The organism is uncultured Cloacibacillus sp. (assembly GCF_963926575.1).
Classification (GTDB): domain Bacteria; phylum Synergistota; class Synergistia; order Synergistales; family Synergistaceae; genus Caccocola; species Caccocola faecigallinarum.
In genome coordinates, this window is record NZ_CAWUXW010000003.1 from 1,016,434 (window position 1) to 1,032,481 (window position 16,048).

A 16,048-nucleotide genomic window follows, 5' to 3' on the forward strand; every position below is an offset into this window, starting at 1 on the left:
GCCGCGCGGCACAGCCCCGCCGCGGAGCTCGAAAGCACAGAGATAAATAAAAGGAAACGAACATAGAAAAGCTTTGAAGAAGCTCCTCCGGCAAGACGCCCGAAGCGCGCGGACGCGGCGGCGGACGGTCTCGCGGAAACCGCGTCGGACAAAGCCGGACAAATCAATCGCCGTAAATCGCGCATCTCGGAGCCTCCCTCAAAGAAAACTAAATACTCCACGCATTAAATACATCTTTCCTCTATAATTAAACACCGTAATTTTACCTATAATATGCACCGCGCCGATTTATCCCCCGCTCGGCCCGGACTCGGACAAAGCGCGGAAAACCCGCTCACAGCGCAGGTCGGCGCGCATTTTACCCCCACGTCGCATATCCGCCCGAACGCGCGCAGCGCCTCCGCCGCTTCCGCACACAATAACGACGGCGGCAAAACCACCGCCGCGCCGGACCTCGCCGCAGAAAAGCACAAAAACGCAGCCGCAACGCTGATTCTGCCGTGTTCACCAGCCGCAGTAACGATTCAAGAATTATCTGCAAATATAGAATTTTGAAATAGCCGCGGCGAATTATCACAAAATTCTATTTTTTATTGTATCTGGATACAAACCATTCGATTTTCAGCAGAAATACCCATGACGAACACGCACGCCGCTTTACAAAAATTTCACGGCAAAGAGCGGCAGCGAAACAAAGCCCACCAACATGCAGCAAGCCCCCGGCATATGCTGCCGGGGGCTTGAGCGTTTGATATTGTTGCGGCCTTGCGCCGCGCTGTTATGTGTTACTGAATGCTCGCGAGCTCGTCGAGTCTGGTCTGTATTGTGTTGATTTCGTCGTCGATGGCTTTGAGCTTGGCTTCTTCTTCGGAGCGGTCTTTGCGAAGGTTTTCGAGGCGCTTGAGCAGTCGGTCGGTTTCAAGGCGCGCGGCGGTTCTTCCCGCATAAAGCTTGCTTGGGTCGTCTTTCGATACATTCCACATGAACCTTGTCGCCTGTCCCCTCGTCATTGCCGGACTTATCGCTCCGCCTAACTCCAATGTAACGTTTTTAACGCCGGATAATAGATCTGCCCCTGTTTTGGGGTCATAGCGATTGAAAAATACAAGCCCGTCTTTTTTCCCTTGGAACTTAAAGTTAAACCGCTTGTCGTAGTCTGCGGGTTTATAACTTTTATTGCCGATGATGAGCTTTACCATGATATCAAACGGCCCTAGATACATGGTTTCGGCATTATTGACAAACGCTATATGTATGGGGATCATATCTTCCATGCGTAAGGTCTGCAAGAATTTATACTTGAAATCTTCCGTTTCTTGCTGCGTCCACAAATTCGTTTCCGCTTCTTTATTGATATACGCCTCTATAAACTCAGCCGAATAATACGTTACCTCTATGTTAAGCGTTGTTATATCGTCCTCGCCTTTATATAGGCGGTCTTTTGTCCATCTTTTAAGAACCTGGTCGAAACTGTCCGCAGACGCCGGACCCATCGTCAAGATGCAAAGCAGCAGCGCAAGCGCCGCTAAAGGCCCAAATTTTCTACTCAAATCGCTACCTCCATTTTCGCAGTATAAAAAGACTGATCCAAATAAAGCCGAATTATAGAACTTCAACTACCTGATAAAAATAAAACAGAGAGCCGCAGCCCTCTGTTTTATTTTTTTACTAGTAGTATGAAACTAGAAGCTGATCGTTGTACGGAACTGGATGACGTGGTCGTCTCCGTTGTAGTTGCCTTTACCGTTGCCGGAACCGAAGTCGATGTAGTCATAGGCGAGACGGAAAGCGATGGCCGGGGTGTACTGGTATTTCACAGCGACTCCCCAGTTGTCTGCGTCATCGAGTCCGTTCGTATCATAGTCAGCGTGGACGTAGCGGATGTAGCTGCTCCACTTCTCGTTCCACTGCTGGTCGGCGCGGACAAACCACATCTTCGTGGTCTCGTTATCCCACTCCATGTTCTGGAGGACATGAGCATACTCACCGGTGTCGGTACCGAGGCCGTAGTAATCTCTGGCGCCTATGAACATGTTATCCTGCTCCAAGTATTCGACACGGAGGCCGGTGAACTTCAGGAGATCCTGGTCGATAGTGAGAACTGCCTTCCAAGCTGCGGGGCTGTCTTCAGCGCCAGTGCCGCCAAGCGCATTAGCGAGGTCGCCGTCGATATCCTGCCAGTAGTAGATTCCTTTAAGGCCGATCGCGTCGGTGAAGTCGTAGCCGAGATAAGCTCCGTAGGTGTTGAAGCCGTAGCTTCCGGCAAGACTCGTCTCGTCATCGTCGAAGAAGAACGCAGAAGCACCGACAAAGAACTTCTCGCTGGCCTGCCAGTCAAGGTTGAGACCGTAGGACATATAGGAACCGTTAACGAGATTTATCGGGTCCATATCGGCCGTACTGAAATTCGTCTCCCTAGAAGTGTTGCGTCCTACAAAAGCGGTAGCCTTGAGTCCGCCCCATGCCTTAGTGAACTCGAAACCGTCATAGCGGAAATCCGTGAAGAGAGCGTCGGTCTCGTCATAGAAGCCGCGGTCAGCTTCCCAGTCGTTGAGGAGGCGTCCGACGCGGAGGCCGATTTCCCACGGAAGCTTCGTCTGGAGGTACATATCACGGATTCTCGCGTTGTACATATCGCCGCGGCCCCATCCGTCGTTCTCATTTTCACCAGCGCGGAGCTCGGCATAGAAGAGGGAGTTCTCGTCTATCTGCTTTGTAAGGAACAGACGGAAACGCTGCTTGTTGAATTCCGTGTCCATATCGCTTCCAGTGTAGGAATTTCCGCCAGGCTGGTCGTCTCCACCGGCAAAGTTGGCGTCGAACCAGAAGGTTCCGCGGACTTTCCATCCGCCGAGACCGTCTTCAAGCACCGCGACTCTCTTGTCGAGGCTGTCGACCTTCACGCCGAGGGCATCGAGCTCATCCTTGAACTCCATGACGAGCTTCTTGAGGAGCTCGAGGTCCTGCTTGCTGGCCTTTTCAGCGTCGACGGTCACGAGCGCGCGCGCCACTACGGACGCCATCTCGTAACGGGTCGCGGGCTGCGCACCCTTGAATGCGATTTTACTTATTTCAGTATATATTTATCCCTCGATAATAACATATAGATTTATTCTATATTTACTGTAAGTATCGTAAAAACACGCAACATCGTCTAAAAAAGTATATTTTTCGCGTGCCGTTATACAGGCGTTACACGATTATGACGCCCGCAGAAGCTGCGTTTCACGGCGTGCCGCAAACGCAGCCGTAAACTCGCTTCCCGCCTTGACAAAAGCTCGCGGCGGCTGTATAAAATCAAAGGTTACGAATATTGCGCGACGATGGGGAGAGTAGGGGCCGCGCACCGCGACAGAGAGGGAATCCCGCGCATGCGGAGCTGGAAGATTTCTCGCGGACGAGCCTTGAAGACCACCCTGGAGCGGGCGTCGAAGCCGCCGATGCGGATAAGACGCCGGGGAGCGCCCCTCACAGCGCGCGAGAGGGCTTCGCACGCGAGGCCGAATCGGAGTGGAACCGCGGAAATTCAAGCCGCCTCTGAGCTTTCAGGGGCGGCTTTTCAATTATCAGGAGGAGGAATATCAATGGCACATTTCACAACGCCGGAAGGCAAGCACTACGAGGCGGAGCGCGCGACGGTGCGCGAGCTGCTCGAGCAGTGGCATCTTAAAAAGGCGATAGGCATGACGGTCGGCGGCGAGGTCGTCGACTGCGACAAGGTTTTCACGGAGGACACGGAGTTTGCGCCGCTCTTCCCTGACTGCGAACAGGGACTGGAGCTTCTGCGCCACTCAACGGCGCATCTTCTCGCCCACGCCGTTCTGCGCCTCTGGCCCGAGGCCAAGTTCGGCATCGGCCCCGCGATAAAGGACGGATTCTACTACGACATCCGCTTCCCGCAACCGATTTCCGACGACGACCTGCCGAAGATTGAGGCCGAGATGCGCCGCATATCGCAGGAGAAAATTCCGCTCGTGCGCGGCGAGCTGTCGAAGGACGAGGCGGTCAAGAAGTTCGCGGCGATGGGCGAGGACCTCAAGGTCGAGCTCATCGAAGGCATAGAGGGCGAGACGCTCTCGACCTACACCGAGGGCGACTTCACCGACTTCTGCCGCGGCCCGCACGTCCCGCACACCGGCTGCTGCAAGTTCTTCAAGCTTCTCTCGCTTGCGGGCGCGTACTGGCACGGCGACGAGAACAACGAGATGCTGACGCGCGTCTACGGCACCGCCTTCGGCAGCGAGGACGAGCTCAAGGCTTACCTCAAGCGCCTCGAAGAGGCGAAGGCGCGCGACCACCGCAAGCTCGGCAAGGAGCTGGACCTTTTCAGCATCCATCCCGAAGGCCCCGGCTTCCCCTTCTTCCACCCGAAGGGCATGGTCATCCTCAACACGCTCCAGGCCTTCTGGCGCAAGGAGCACACGAAGCGCGGCTACGTCGAGATAAAGACGCCGATGATTCTCGACCGCGCGCTCTGGCTGCGTTCCGGCCACTGGGACCACTACAAGGAGAACATGTACTTCACCGAGATAGACGGCGAGCCGTTCGCGATTAAGCCGATGAACTGCCCCGGCGGCATCCTCGTGTACAAGAGCGACATCCACAGCTACCGCGAGCTGCCGATGCGCGTCGGCGAGCTCGGCTTCGTCCACCGTCACGAGCGCTCGGGCGCGCTCCACGGCCTCATGCGCGTGCGCGCCTTCACTCAGGACGACGCGCACATCTTCTGCACGCCGGAGCAGATAAAGGACGAAATTAAGGCGATAATGGACATCGACCGCTACTTCTATCAGGACGTCTTCGGCTTCAAGTACCACGTCGAGCTTTCGACGCGTCCCGAGGATTCGATGGGCGATCCCGAGCTCTGGGACCTCGCCGAAAGATGCCTCAAAGAGGCGCTCGAAGAGACCGGCACGGAATACAAGCTCAACCCCGGCGACGGCGCGTTCTACGGCCCGAAGATAGACTTCCACCTCGAAGACTGCATCGGGCGCACCTGGCAGTGCGGAACGATACAGCTCGACTTCCAGATGCCGGAGAAGTTCGACATGACCTACATCGGCAAGGACGGCGCGGAGCACCGCCCCGTCATGCTGCACCGCACGGTCCTCGGCAGCCTAGAGCGCTTCATGGGGATACTGATAGAGAACTACGCGGGAGCCTTCCCCTTCTGGCTCGCCCCCGTGCAGGCGCGCATCCTCCCAGTCGCGCAGGACTACGTCGAGTGCGCCGACAAGGCCGCCGCGAAGCTCCGCGAAGCGGGCATCCGCGTCGAGATAGACGCGCGCGATGAAAAGCTCGGCAAAAAAATCCGCGACGCGCAGCTCCAGAAAGTCCCCTACATGCTCGTAATCGGCGCGAAAGAGGCCGAGAACGGCACGCTCGCCGTCCGCGAGCGCTCCAAAGGCGACATGGGCACGATGACCTTCGAGGAATTCCTCGCGCAGACTAAGACGGAGTTTAATCCGCTGTAAAAAACACATTTGCACGCAATAAAAAAGCCTCGGAATTATTTCCGAGGCTTTTTTATTGCGTATAAGATTTACCGCTCTGCTATTGAACATTAGCGAGTTCGTCAAGCCGCTGCTGTATAGTGTTGATTTCGTCTTCGATGGCCTTCAGTCTGGCGTCTTCAGCTTCTTTGTCCTTACGCAGATTTTCAAGCCGCTTGATCAGGCGGTCTGTTTCTATTTTTGCCGCCGTCGTTCCCTGGTAGAGCTTCGACGGATTGTCGTTCGCCACGTCCCACTGGAAGCGCGTCACGTTGCCGTTGGTCAGCGACGGCGAAATCGTACCGCGCATCTCAAGAGTTACTGTCTTTGCTCCTTCGAGCAAATCCTTGCCCGTCTTCTCGTCATACCTTGGAAAGAATACAAGTCCCTCTTTTTTGCCCTGAAAGGCAAAGTTGAAGCGTTTGTCGTAGTCGACCGGCTTGTAGCTCTTGTTTTTAATCCTAAGCGACACCATTATATCGAACGGGCCTAGATGCATCGTTGGACCGTTATTGTTGAAATATATCTGCACCGGAATCATTTCGTCGAGCCGCAGCGCCTTCAGGAATTTATACTTATAGTCGTCCGCTTCCTGCTGCGTCCAGAGGTTTGCGGCGGCCTCCTTCTGTATGTAGGCTTCTATGAACTCGGCCGAGTAATAGGTCACGCGGATTTCCAGATTGCTTATGTCGTCCTCCCTGTCGACGTATGTGCGTGTCTTGGACCATCTATCCAATATCCTATCAAATGAATCTGCATGAACAGCGACAGAAAATAGCATAATCGCAGACAAGCCCACGAGTATGCAAAAGAGAAATTTCTTTTTCAACGTTGTACCTCCAAAGTCAAATTTTTCTATTTTTATTGCGTTTTCAACGCTGTAATAAAACCTTTCATTTTTCAATGAATTTCGTATCCTCTAGCGATTGATTAATGAGTATAATGACTGAATAAAATTCACTTTAACAAAAACAGAGGCCCGAAGGCCTCTGCTTTTGTTTATTGAAATGTTTTTTCTTAGAAGTTAACAACCGTACGGAACTGGAATACATGATCCTCGCCGCTATAGAAGCCATTCGGGTTGTTGTCACCGTAGTCAACATAGTCGTAAGCGAGGCGGAACGCTATTGCCGGGGTATACTGATAGGTCACGCCAATACCATAGTTGTCGGAGTCGTCGATATTGTCAGTATCAAAATCAGCATGTCCATAGCGGAGATAGCTACTCCACTTGTCATTCCACTGCTGAGCAGCGTAGACGAAGAAGAACTTCGTAGTACCATCGTTCCAAGGCATATTCTGGGAGATAGAGGCCTGCTCGCCGTTGTCTACGCCAAAGCTGTAAGGATCGCGGACACCAACGAACGTGTTGTCTTGCTCCTGATACTCGAAGCGGAGTCCAGTGAACTTAAGGAGATCCTGACCAAGATCGAGGGTAGCTCTCCAAGCCTGCGGGCTGTCCTCGGTGGCATTACCATACTGATTAGCAGCAATCATATTGGCAGCAGCGTTTACATCATCGATATCCTGGAAGTAATAAGTTCCCTGAAGGGCAATAGCCGGCGTAAAGTTGTAAGAAGCATAGACACTGTACGTCGAGACATCGGTGTTGGCATAGATGGAGTCATTGCTGTCTTCCATCATCCAGTTGCCGTTAATGCCCACAAAGAAGTTTTCATTAGGCTGCCAAGTGAGGTCGACGGCGTAGTTCATGAAATCGTCGGCGAAGCCGCTAGTGTCTCCTGCAAGGACTTCATTGTAGAATCCAGCATTGCGGCCTACAAGAGCTTTAACAGAAACAGTGTTCCATGCCTTCGTGAACTGGAAACCGTCTACACGGTAGTCACCGAAGATGGCGTCATTGTCGACATAAAGGCCATGATCAGCCTCGAAGTCAACCATGAAACGTCCGGCGCGGAAACCGATCTCCCACGGAAGGACGGTATCAACATACATATCACGAATACGAGCCCAATTCATATCGCCCATACCACGACCATGTCCTTCATTTTCACCAGCACGAAGTTCCGCATAGAAGCTCGTCGTCTCGCTAAGCTGCTTGGTCAGATAGAGACGGAAGCGCTGCTTATTGAACTCGTTGTCGTTGCCGCCAGTGTAGGAGCTGGTCGCCTGATCTCCACCGGCGAAGTTAGCGTCGAACCAGAAGGTTCCGCGGACTTTCCATCCGCCGATGCCATCTTCGAGAACCGCGACTCTCTTGTCGAGGCTGTCGACCTTCACGCCGAGGGCGTCGAGTTCATCCTTGAATTCCATAACGAGCTTCTTGAGGAGCTCAAGGTCCTGCTTGCTGGCCTTTTCAGCGTCGACGGTTACGAGCGCGCGCGCCACGACGGACGCCATCTCGTAACGGGTCGCGGGCTGCGCACCCTTGAATGCACCATCCGGATAGCCGGAAACGATACCACGGGAGGCGAGGAGGCCTACCGCATCATACGACCAGTGTCCCTGCGGGACATCCATGAACGGGTTTGTCGCTGCAAGTGCCGGGGCGGCGAAAGCCACGACGGCTACCATTGCCAATACTGCCATAAACTTTTTCATAGTTAATGTACAACCCCCTTGGTTGTGTTTGTGAGTTTTTTTATATCACGGAAATTTTCCGCCTCGGGGGCCGCGCTTATTTCGCGTAAGTATCCAATGTTTCCTTCACGCTGTTTCGCCCGGCGCTCTTCGGCTTGTCTTTCCGTCTTAAATTCCCGCTCTCCTTTATTGGCTGGGGGTTGGTTTTCACCTCTCTTTCTTGCCGTCCAGGGTCGTCGCGGAAGTCTAAGCATTTTTCGGGAGTCCAAATTGTCAAGATGCGTTCCGGCTTTCGCCGGTCAGACGATGGTTCTGTCTGTTCGTTATGGATTTTACAATATATTTTTTTTCATCGCATGGGCCTGTAGTCCTATGTTTCATGAAATTTACACAATTTTGTAAGTTTTACGAGAGTTTATGACTATAAAAGATAACTGATAGATTATTTTTGTTGTATGCCGTTCGTTGTGGAAACGGGTGCTGACGCGGACGAAGATGGTATAATTTAGCAAAAAGCGGAGGCTTTTGTATGCAGGCTAAGTTGTCAAAGCGTGCCGCAAAGTTTTTAGGGGCGCAGGTTCAATCTGTAAAAGATAGGATAAAGTCAGCAATTCATGAAATCCCTAAGGGGGATATTAAGCCGCTGCAGGGGCAGTTCAGCGGATTGTTCAGATTACGGGTCGACGGCTTTAGGGTTATTTTCAAATATATGGACGCGGAGACGGTGTATGTTTACGATATCGGCTCCCGTGGGGATATATATAAGTGAGGTGTTTAGGATGACCGCTACGACACAAGAGATTTGCGAGATGGTCGAGCTTTTGCCGGAGAGCGAGCAGGAGCTTGCGCGCGAGTTCATTCGACGGATGGTTTTGGCTTGGGACCCTGATTTCGTGAAGGTGACGGCAGATGAGGTGCGTGATATCGAGGAAGGAATACGGCAAATCGAGAGCGGAGACTGCATAGATTTGGACGCAATATAGCTGAAGGAGCGGGTTCTTTGAACCCGCTGATTTTTTATTGTCAGGTTGATTTTGCTTCACTAGGTATTCATACCCCATTTTTTATAACTTTTTTTGCCTCATAGAATTCTGTTACACATATATTACACAGAATGAGGAGGCAATATCATATGACTTTGGTCTATCTTACGCAGGCTTTGTGCAACGCGGCCGCTCCGCGCGAGCGGCGGTATGACTTGCGGGATTCGCTTGTGCGGGGGCTTTTTCTGCGCGTGGAGGTGTCGGGGCGGAAGACGTGGTATCTCTGTTACCGCACGCCGTCGCCGGAGCGCAGGCTTCGCAATATGAAGATAGCGTCCGCGGCGTATGCGCAGCTTGCGGCGGCGCGGCGCGCGGCGAAGGAGTATCTCGCGCGGCTGTATCTTGATAATGTAGACCCGGCGGAAGCGCAGGAGCCGCCGCGCGCGGATGGGCCGACGCTGCGCGCGCTTATAGATATGTACGAGCCGTGGGTGTGCGCTCATCAGAAGAGCGGGGCTGTGACTGTGCGGGCGCTGCGGCTTTTTTCGGAGTTTATGGAGGTTCCGGCAGACGAGGTGGACGCGGAGTCCGTCGCCGCGTGGCGCGACGCTCAGGCGGGGAGGCTGAAGCGCGCGACTATCAACAGGCGTGTCGCGGCTTTGCAGGCGCTGCTTGCGTGGGGCGCGAAGGAGGGGCTCTGCCGCGCGGCGATGAAGCTGCCGAAGCTCGCGCAGTCGGATTCGAAGGTCGTGACGCGGTTTCTGGAGGAGGGCGAGCGGGCGCGGCTGATGGCGGAGCTCGCGGCACGCGAGGCGCGGAGCGGGCGGGATTATCTGCGGCCCGCGGTTATTTTGAGCCTGAACACCGGGATTAGGAAGGGGACGCTGCTGGGGCTGCGCTGGGGCGACGTGGATTTCGCGTCGCGGACTTTGCGGCTGCGCGCTGAGATTATGAAAGCGGGGCGCGAGGCGGTCGTGCCGCTGAACGACGCGGCGCTCTGCGCGCTTTCGGAGTGGCGTGAGTTCTGCGGCGGCGATGGCGGCGGATACGTATTTCCCGCCGAGAACGGCGCGCGGCGGAAGGATACGTCGAAGGCTTTCATGCGGGTGCTGGACAAGGCTGGAATCAAGAATTTCACATGGCACTGCCTGCGCCACGACTTCGCTAGCCAGCTCGCGATGAAGGGAGTGCCGATGCACGTGATTCAAAAGCTGATGTGTCACGGCTCGCTCGCGATGACGCAGCGCTACGCGCACCTTTCGCCGAATTCGCTCGAAGAGGCGGTGCGGCTGATATGCTGACCGTTACACATAGGTTACACGCCGCGCCGGAACTGCCCGCAAGGCAGCGCGCGGCGCGGAAGGGACGCGCATTCAAGGGTGCGCAGCCCGCGACCCGTTACGAGATGGCGTCGGTAGTGGCGCGCGCGCTCGTGACCGTAGACGCTGAAAAGGCTTCGAAGCAGGACCTCGAGCTCCTCAAGAAGCTCGTCATGGAATTCAAGGATGAACTCGATGCCCTCGGCGTGAAGGTCGACAGCCTCGACAAGAGAGTCGCGGTGCTTGAAGATGGTATCGGCGGATGGAAAGTCCGTGGAACATTCTGGTTCGACGCCTCGTTCGGTGATTCTGACAACGGGTACAATATGTACACTGGTCAGGGCAACGACACAGAATTCAACAAGCAGCGTTTCCGTCTCTACCTCACCAAGCAGATAGACGAGAACACGAGCTTCTACGCTGAACTCCGCGCCGGTGAAAACGAGAACGACGGATGGGGCCGCGGCGATATGTACAACGCGAGAATCCGTGATATGTACGTCGACACGCTCCTCTGGAACAGCGTCGGTTTCCGCGTTGGACGTTTCACCGTTGACTTCGAAGGCGACCATGGCCTTTACATCGACAACGAGCCTATCTTCGGCGACTACCGTATTGATGGTTTCCAGTTCACGAAGCAGTGGAACACCGTTTCCGCTAAAGCGATCATTGGTCGTAATATCGGCGGCAACGGCTTCAGATCGTGGGATAATAGCGACGGCATAGAGTACAATTCGGGCGCGATAACTGATTTGGCGGGGTTTGAAGGCAACTTCATGAACTACGCCCTCGACCTTACCTGGCAGCCCAACGAGGCGTTCTTCCTCGGTGTCAACGGCAACTGGATGGTCTGGGACAGCGATGTGCCAAGCAATAATGCTGCTTTCAGCGGTTTTGGCGATGATATGGACGCTTCTACCTACAGCGTCTATGCTTCCTATAACTTCACGCCGGCCATCGCCCTCCAGGGAATCTACTACTTCCAGGATCTCGGCGACGGTTGGGCGGCTGAGTTCGGTAATACGAACTTTGAAGACAGCCCGCAGGCTTGGAGAGCTACCCTCGACCTCAAGCAGGACCTCCTCAAGTTCACGAGCCTCCGCTTTGAGTATATGCAGCTTGACAATACTTTCATCGGCCAGAACGACCCGTACAACCTTGGCGTCGACACCGGCGAAGTTGCTTCTATCATGAACAACTGGGGCGAAGCGGGATTCGACTATGACGGAACATCGAAACTCTTCTTCATCTATGCTGAGCAGAAGTGGAGTGAGAAGTGGAGCAGCTATCTCCGTTATCAGCAGGTTGACTACGACTCTGCCAACCTTGACGATGCTCAGGGCTATGGTATCGGTGTAACCTATCAGTACACTCCGGCCATCGCTTTCCGTCTCGCGTATGATCTTGTTGACTACGGTAACGCTACCGGTCAGAAGTACCAGGACGAGGAGAGCGTAATCCAGTTCCGTACAGTCATCAACTTCTAATCTGTCTCCTCAGATTAACATTAACACTATTCAAAACAGAGGCCTTCGGGCCTCTGTTTTGTTAAAGAACTATGAATTTCTTTTAGGCCTTTATATTCATTTTTATTTTTTTACAAGCAATAATGTGTGGATTCACACTTTACATAGCTTATACAAGTAATAGGAGGAAATATTTTGAAAAGAAAGATATTCATTGTAATTTCAGCTTTGATGCTGGCAATGACGTCCGGAATCTTAGCAATGACTTGTGCCGATGCGGCCTCATTCGATCGTATATTAGAGAGATGGTCTAAAACGCGAACATATGTCGACCGTGAGGACGATATCAGCAACTTAGAGATACGCGCGACGTATTATTCCGCAGAGTTTATTGAAGCGTACATACAAAAGGAAGCGGAAGCCAATCTATGGACGCAGCAAGAGGCTGACGACTACAAGTACAAATTCCTGAGTGCTCTTCGTCTGGACGAAATGATACCGGTACAGATATATTTCAACAACAACGGCCCTACCATGCACCTTGGCCCGTTTGACATAATGGTAAAGCTGCTGATAAAAAACAAAAGCTACAAACCGGTAGATTATGACAAACGCTTCAACTTCGCTTTCCAGGGCCCAAAAGAAGGCCTTGTGTTCTTCCCACGCTATGACGAGAAGACAGGAAAAGACCTTCTCGAAGGAGCAAAAACTGTGACGCTGGAATTACGTGGAACGATATCCCCTTCTCTGACGAACGGGAACGCAACGAGGTTCCAGTGGGACGTGGCGAACGACAACCCGTCGAAGCTCTATCAGGGGACGACGGCGGCGCGCATTGAGACTGACCGCCTTATCAAACGTCTTGAAAATTTACGCAAAGACGAATCGGCTGAAGAGGCTAGGCTGAACTCGATACGCGAAGAGATAAATACCATACAGTCGAGGCTCGACGAACTCGGTAAGGTTCAGTAGAAGTGAGAAAAGCGTATTTCATGCACTAACATACAAGCCCGCGGCAATGTCGCGGGCTTGTCGTTTATATTCCATTCAAACTATAGCCTTTAAACTTTTTAAGTTAAGCAAAACCGAAGTATCTTTCATCATACCTCATTTGACGCAGAATTCAACGGCTGCCATATATTGCTCACTCTGTGTCCAGTAAAGTTTGTTTTTGTCGCGTCTTGAAAATCAAAACCGCTGGATTCCACGTCAGCCTAGAAACATCACTAGCATTAGCAGCGCACTGTTAGGATTTTTGTGCACACTTACGCAAACGGTACATTGCACCAATGCATAGAATGAAAAGATTTGCTTTTTCTCTCGCATAGCTAAGTTCTTACTTACATACTACTGATGATTCAGCCGTCAATACACAAGACATTACCTTCTGTTATAAGAAAATCCCCGCACAAGTCGCGGGGATTTTCTTAATTATCATTATCAGCACTTTTGTGTTTCGCTATTTTCTTCCGGTGCTGCCGAAGCCGCCTTCGGCGCGGGCGGTTTCGCCTAGTTCGTCAACGATTTCCAGTTTCGCTTTCGTGACGGGGGCGAAGACCATCTGCGCTATGCGGTCGCCGGGCTCTATCGCGAAGTCTTCTTCTCCGAGGTTTATCAGGATTACTCGGATTTCTCCGCGGTAGTCTGAGTCTATTGTGCCGGGCGCGTTGAGGACGGTGACGCCGTGTTTGAAGGCGAGGCCGCTGCGCGGGCGCACCTGCGCTTCGTAGCCCTCGGGTAACTCGATGTAGAGGCCCGTGCCTACTATGCCGCGCTTTCCGGCCCTTATGACGGCGGCTTCGCTCGCGCGGAGGTCCATGCCGGAGGCCCCCGCGGTGGCGTAAGCGGGCGGCGTTACGCCGCCCGCGGCTTTCAGCTTAACCTTTATTACGTCCATTAGTTTTTGCGCTCGCGCTCGAAGCGGCGCGCGGGACGGTGCGGCTTTTCCTCGAAGTCGTCCGCCTCATGCCTCTGGTCGCGCTCGCGGCGTTCGCCTCTGTCGCGGTCACGGTCGCGTCCGCCTCTGTCGCCGCGTCCGCCTTCGCGGCGCTCGCCGCCGCCGCGCGGGAACTGCGAGTAGCGCTCCTCGCGCGCCTTCTCGACGGGTATCTGGTCGCGGAATTCGGGCTCGAGCGCGAGCTCGTCGAGCTTGTCGAGCAGCTTCTTACGGCTGAGGTTGACGCGGTGCATGTCGTCTATCTCTTTGACGGTGACGAGCACCTTTTCGCCTATCTCGAAGGCGTCCTCGACGGAGGGCACGCGGTAGTTGCTTATCTCGCTTACGTGGAGCAGCCCTTCCTTGCCGGGCAGCACTTCGATGAATACGCCGAAGGTGAGCATTCTCGTGACGGTGCCGACGAAGGTCTCCCCCGCCTCTACTTCGCGGACGAGGTCTTTGATTATCTTGACGGCCATCGCGGCGGATTCTTCGTTGACGGCGGCGACGCTGACCTTTCCGCTGTCTTCGACGTCGATTTTCGCGCCGGTCTGCTGGACTATGCCGCGTATCGTCTTTCCGCCGGAGCCGATGACGTCGCGGATTTTTTCGGGGTCGATATTAAATGTAACGATTTTCGGAGCGGTGGGCGCAAGCTCGGGGCGCGGCTCGGATATGACGGAGTCCATGATGTCGAGTATCTGGTAGCGGCCTTTTTTCGCCTGCGCGAGCGCCTGGGTCAGTATCTCGCGCGTGATGCCGCCGGCCTTGTTGTCCATCTGGAGCGCCGTTACGCCGTCGCGCGTGCCCGCGACTTTGAAGTCCATGTCTCCGTAGTGGTCCTCGAGGCCCTGGATGTCGGTGAGGATGCAGACCTGTCCGTTGTCGGCGATGAGGCCCATCGCTATGCCCGCGACGGCTTTCTTGACAGGGACGCCCGCCGCCATCATCGCGAGGCTTCCGCTGCATACCGAGGCCATGGAGCTGGAGCCGTTGGACTCGAGTATGTCGGAGACCTGGCGCACGACGTAGGGGAAGGACTCTTCCTCGGGGAATACGGCGCGGAGCGCGCGCTCGGCGAGCGCGCCGTGGCCTATTTCGCGCCGTCCGGGGCCGCGCATAGGGCGCACCTCGCCGACGGAGTACGGCGGGAAGTTGTAGTGGAGGATGAAGCGCTTAGACGGCTCGTCGAGCTTGAGGCCGTCCATGACCTGGTCGTCGGTGCCCATCATTCCGAGGGTCGTGACGCCGAGCGACTGCGTCTCGCCGCGAGTGAAGAGCGCCGAGCCGTGGGTCATCGGCAGTATGTCGACCTCGCAGGTTATCGGGCGAAGCTCGTCCATCGCGCGTCCGTCTGCGCGTTTTTTGTCGACGAGGAGCAGGCGGCGCACGGCCTTTTTGACCATTTCGTCCATTATCGTCGCGATGTACTTGGCGGAATCGGGGTAGCTCTCGGCGAAGAAGTCCTCGGCCTTCTGCTGAGCCGCCGCTATTGCCGCGCCGCGCGGCTGCTTCTGGTTGATCTGCACCGCCGCGTAGATTTCGTCGGTGAGGTTGTCACGCATCCAGTTATCGATTTCTTCTATAACTTCGGGGGCGGGGAGCTGCGCCTTCGGCTTGCCTATCTCGGCGACGACTTCGTCGATGAAGTCCATTATTTTGCCGATGGCCTCGTTCGCAAGCTCCATGGCGTCCACGAGCAGCTCTTCGGAGACTTCTTTGGCTCCGGCCTCGACCATCGTGATGCCGCCGCGGTGTCCTGCTACGGTGAGGTCGAGCGTGCTGTTCGGGAGGTCTTTCTCGTCGGGGTTGACGACGAGCTTTCCGTCGATGCAGCCGATGCGCACCGCGCCTATCGGGCCGTTCCACGGAATGTCGGATATCGCGAGCGCGAGCGACGCGCCGTTGATGCCGAGGATGTTGGCGGGGTTTTTCTGGTCGACGGACATGACGGTCGCGACGACGTGTACGTCGTGGCGCATCCATTCGGGGAAGAGCGAGCGGATGGAGCGGTCGATCATGCGTCCGCTGAGTATCGCGGACTCGGACGGACGGCCCTCGCGCTTGATGAAGCCGCCGGGGACTTTGCCGGCCGCGTAGTAGCGCTCTTCGTAGTCGACGAGCAGCGGGAAGAAGTCGAGGCCCTCACGCGCCTTTTCCGCGAGCACCGTCGTCACGAGTATCACCGTGTCGCCGTGTCTCGCCAGCACCGCAGCGTTGGCCTGCTTCGCCACGCGTCCGATTTCGAATGACAATTTCTTGCCATAGAAATCAAGTTCGTAGATTTTCTTCAAGGTTATTCCTCCTGCCT

At 54.7% G+C, this 16,048-nt stretch carries 12 protein-coding genes; 6 read left to right on the top strand and 6 right to left on the bottom strand.

What is annotated here, in order from left to right:
• Nucleotides 1-785 precede the first annotated feature (785 nt).
• Both ABGT66_RS09915 and ABGT66_RS09920 read right to left on the bottom strand, forming a co-directional pair.
• Entirely contained in the window at nucleotides 786-1,550 is a 765-nt protein-coding gene (locus ABGT66_RS09915) for a hypothetical protein (protein ID WP_346690431.1), read from the bottom strand.
• 132 nt (nucleotides 1,551-1,682) lie between these two features.
• Nucleotides 1,683-3,023 (bottom strand): S-layer homology domain-containing protein, encoded by a 1,341-nt coding sequence (locus tag ABGT66_RS09920; protein ID WP_346690432.1) that lies wholly within the window; start codon nucleotides 3,021-3,023, stop codon nucleotides 1,683-1,685.
• A 561-nt stretch (nucleotides 3,024-3,584) separates the two neighbouring features.
• Between ABGT66_RS09920 and thrS the strand changes: the two genes are divergently transcribed.
• A complete protein-coding gene (gene thrS, locus ABGT66_RS09925; protein ID WP_346690433.1) occupies nucleotides 3,585-5,474 on the top strand; it encodes a threonine--tRNA ligase in 1,890 nt (629 codons plus the stop codon).
• A 79-nt stretch (nucleotides 5,475-5,553) separates the two neighbouring features.
• Here thrS and ABGT66_RS09930 read toward each other — a convergent pair whose 3' ends face one another.
• Both ABGT66_RS09930 and ABGT66_RS09935 read right to left on the bottom strand, forming a co-directional pair.
• On the bottom strand, nucleotides 5,554-6,228 hold the full coding sequence (locus tag ABGT66_RS09930) for a hypothetical protein (RefSeq protein ID WP_346690434.1): 675 nt from the start codon (nucleotides 6,226-6,228) through the stop codon (nucleotides 5,554-5,556).
• 281 nt (nucleotides 6,229-6,509) lie between these two features.
• Nucleotides 6,510-8,054, bottom strand: coding sequence for an S-layer homology domain-containing protein (locus ABGT66_RS09935; RefSeq protein ID WP_346690435.1), 1,545 nt, complete (start codon nucleotides 8,052-8,054; stop codon nucleotides 6,510-6,512).
• Nucleotides 8,055-8,562: 508 nt separating this feature from the next.
• On the opposite strand from ABGT66_RS09935, the gene ABGT66_RS09940 reads away from it, so the two are divergent.
• The 5 genes from ABGT66_RS09940 to ABGT66_RS09960 all read left to right on the top strand — a co-directional run bounded on the left by ABGT66_RS09940 (nucleotide 8,563) and on the right by ABGT66_RS09960 (nucleotide 12,773).
• Entirely contained in the window at nucleotides 8,563-8,802 is a 240-nt protein-coding gene (locus ABGT66_RS09940) for a type II toxin-antitoxin system RelE/ParE family toxin (protein ID WP_346690436.1), read from the top strand.
• 40 nt (nucleotides 8,803-8,842) lie between these two features.
• Nucleotides 8,843-9,016 (top strand): hypothetical protein, encoded by a 174-nt coding sequence (locus tag ABGT66_RS09945; protein ID WP_346690437.1) that lies wholly within the window; start codon nucleotides 8,843-8,845, stop codon nucleotides 9,014-9,016.
• Between the two features lie 149 nt (nucleotides 9,017-9,165).
• Complete coding sequence (locus tag ABGT66_RS09950) at nucleotides 9,166-10,317, top strand: tyrosine-type recombinase/integrase (RefSeq protein ID WP_346690438.1); 1,152 nt, start codon at nucleotides 9,166-9,168, stop codon at nucleotides 10,315-10,317.
• Nucleotides 10,311-11,822 carry an S-layer homology domain-containing protein gene (locus ABGT66_RS09955; protein ID WP_346690439.1) on the top strand — a complete coding sequence of 504 codons (1,512 nt, stop codon included), beginning with the start codon at nucleotides 10,311-10,313 and terminating at the stop codon, nucleotides 11,820-11,822. Before ABGT66_RS09950 ends, ABGT66_RS09955 begins: the two co-directional genes overlap by 7 nt.
• A gap of 174 nt (nucleotides 11,823-11,996) precedes the next feature.
• A complete protein-coding gene (locus ABGT66_RS09960; RefSeq protein WP_346690440.1) occupies nucleotides 11,997-12,773 on the top strand; it encodes a hypothetical protein in 777 nt (258 codons plus the stop codon).
• A 487-nt stretch (nucleotides 12,774-13,260) separates the two neighbouring features.
• Here the strand turns inward: ABGT66_RS09960 and dut are convergent, their stop codons facing one another.
• Both dut and ABGT66_RS09970 read right to left on the bottom strand, forming a co-directional pair.
• Nucleotides 13,261-13,698 (bottom strand): dUTP diphosphatase, encoded by a 438-nt coding sequence (dut, locus tag ABGT66_RS09965; protein WP_346690441.1) that lies wholly within the window; start codon nucleotides 13,696-13,698, stop codon nucleotides 13,261-13,263.
• A complete protein-coding gene (locus ABGT66_RS09970) occupies nucleotides 13,698-16,031 on the bottom strand; it encodes a polyribonucleotide nucleotidyltransferase (RefSeq protein WP_294193855.1) in 2,334 nt (777 codons plus the stop codon). The genes dut and ABGT66_RS09970 overlap by 1 nt, the downstream gene beginning before the upstream one ends.
• Nucleotides 16,032-16,048 lie beyond the last annotated feature (17 nt).

Bases quoted from the DNA above. Each gene is read 5' to 3' on its own strand.
- ABGT66_RS09920 (WP_346690432.1), bottom strand. From the start codon at position 3,023: ATGGCGTCCGTAGTGGCGCGCGCGCTCGTGACCGTCGACGCTGAAAAG.
- thrS (WP_346690433.1), top strand. From the start codon at position 3,585: ATGGCACATTTCACAACGCCGGAAGGCAAGCACTACGAGGCGGAGCGC.
- ABGT66_RS09935 (WP_346690435.1), bottom strand. From the start codon at position 8,054: ATGAAAAAGTTTATGGCAGTATTGGCAATGGTAGCCGTCGTGGCTTTC.
- ABGT66_RS09940 (WP_346690436.1), top strand. From the start codon at position 8,563: ATGCAGGCTAAGTTGTCAAAGCGTGCCGCAAAGTTTTTAGGGGCGCAG.
- ABGT66_RS09945 (WP_346690437.1), top strand. From the start codon at position 8,843: ATGGTCGAGCTTTTGCCGGAGAGCGAGCAGGAGCTTGCGCGCGAGTTC.
- ABGT66_RS09950 (WP_346690438.1), top strand. From the start codon at position 9,166: ATGACTTTGGTCTATCTTACGCAGGCTTTGTGCAACGCGGCCGCTCCG.
- ABGT66_RS09955 (WP_346690439.1), top strand. From the start codon at position 10,311: ATGCTGACCGTTACACATAGGTTACACGCCGCGCCGGAACTGCCCGCA.
- dut (WP_346690441.1), bottom strand. From the start codon at position 13,698: ATGGACGTAATAAAGGTTAAGCTGAAAGCCGCGGGCGGCGTAACGCCG.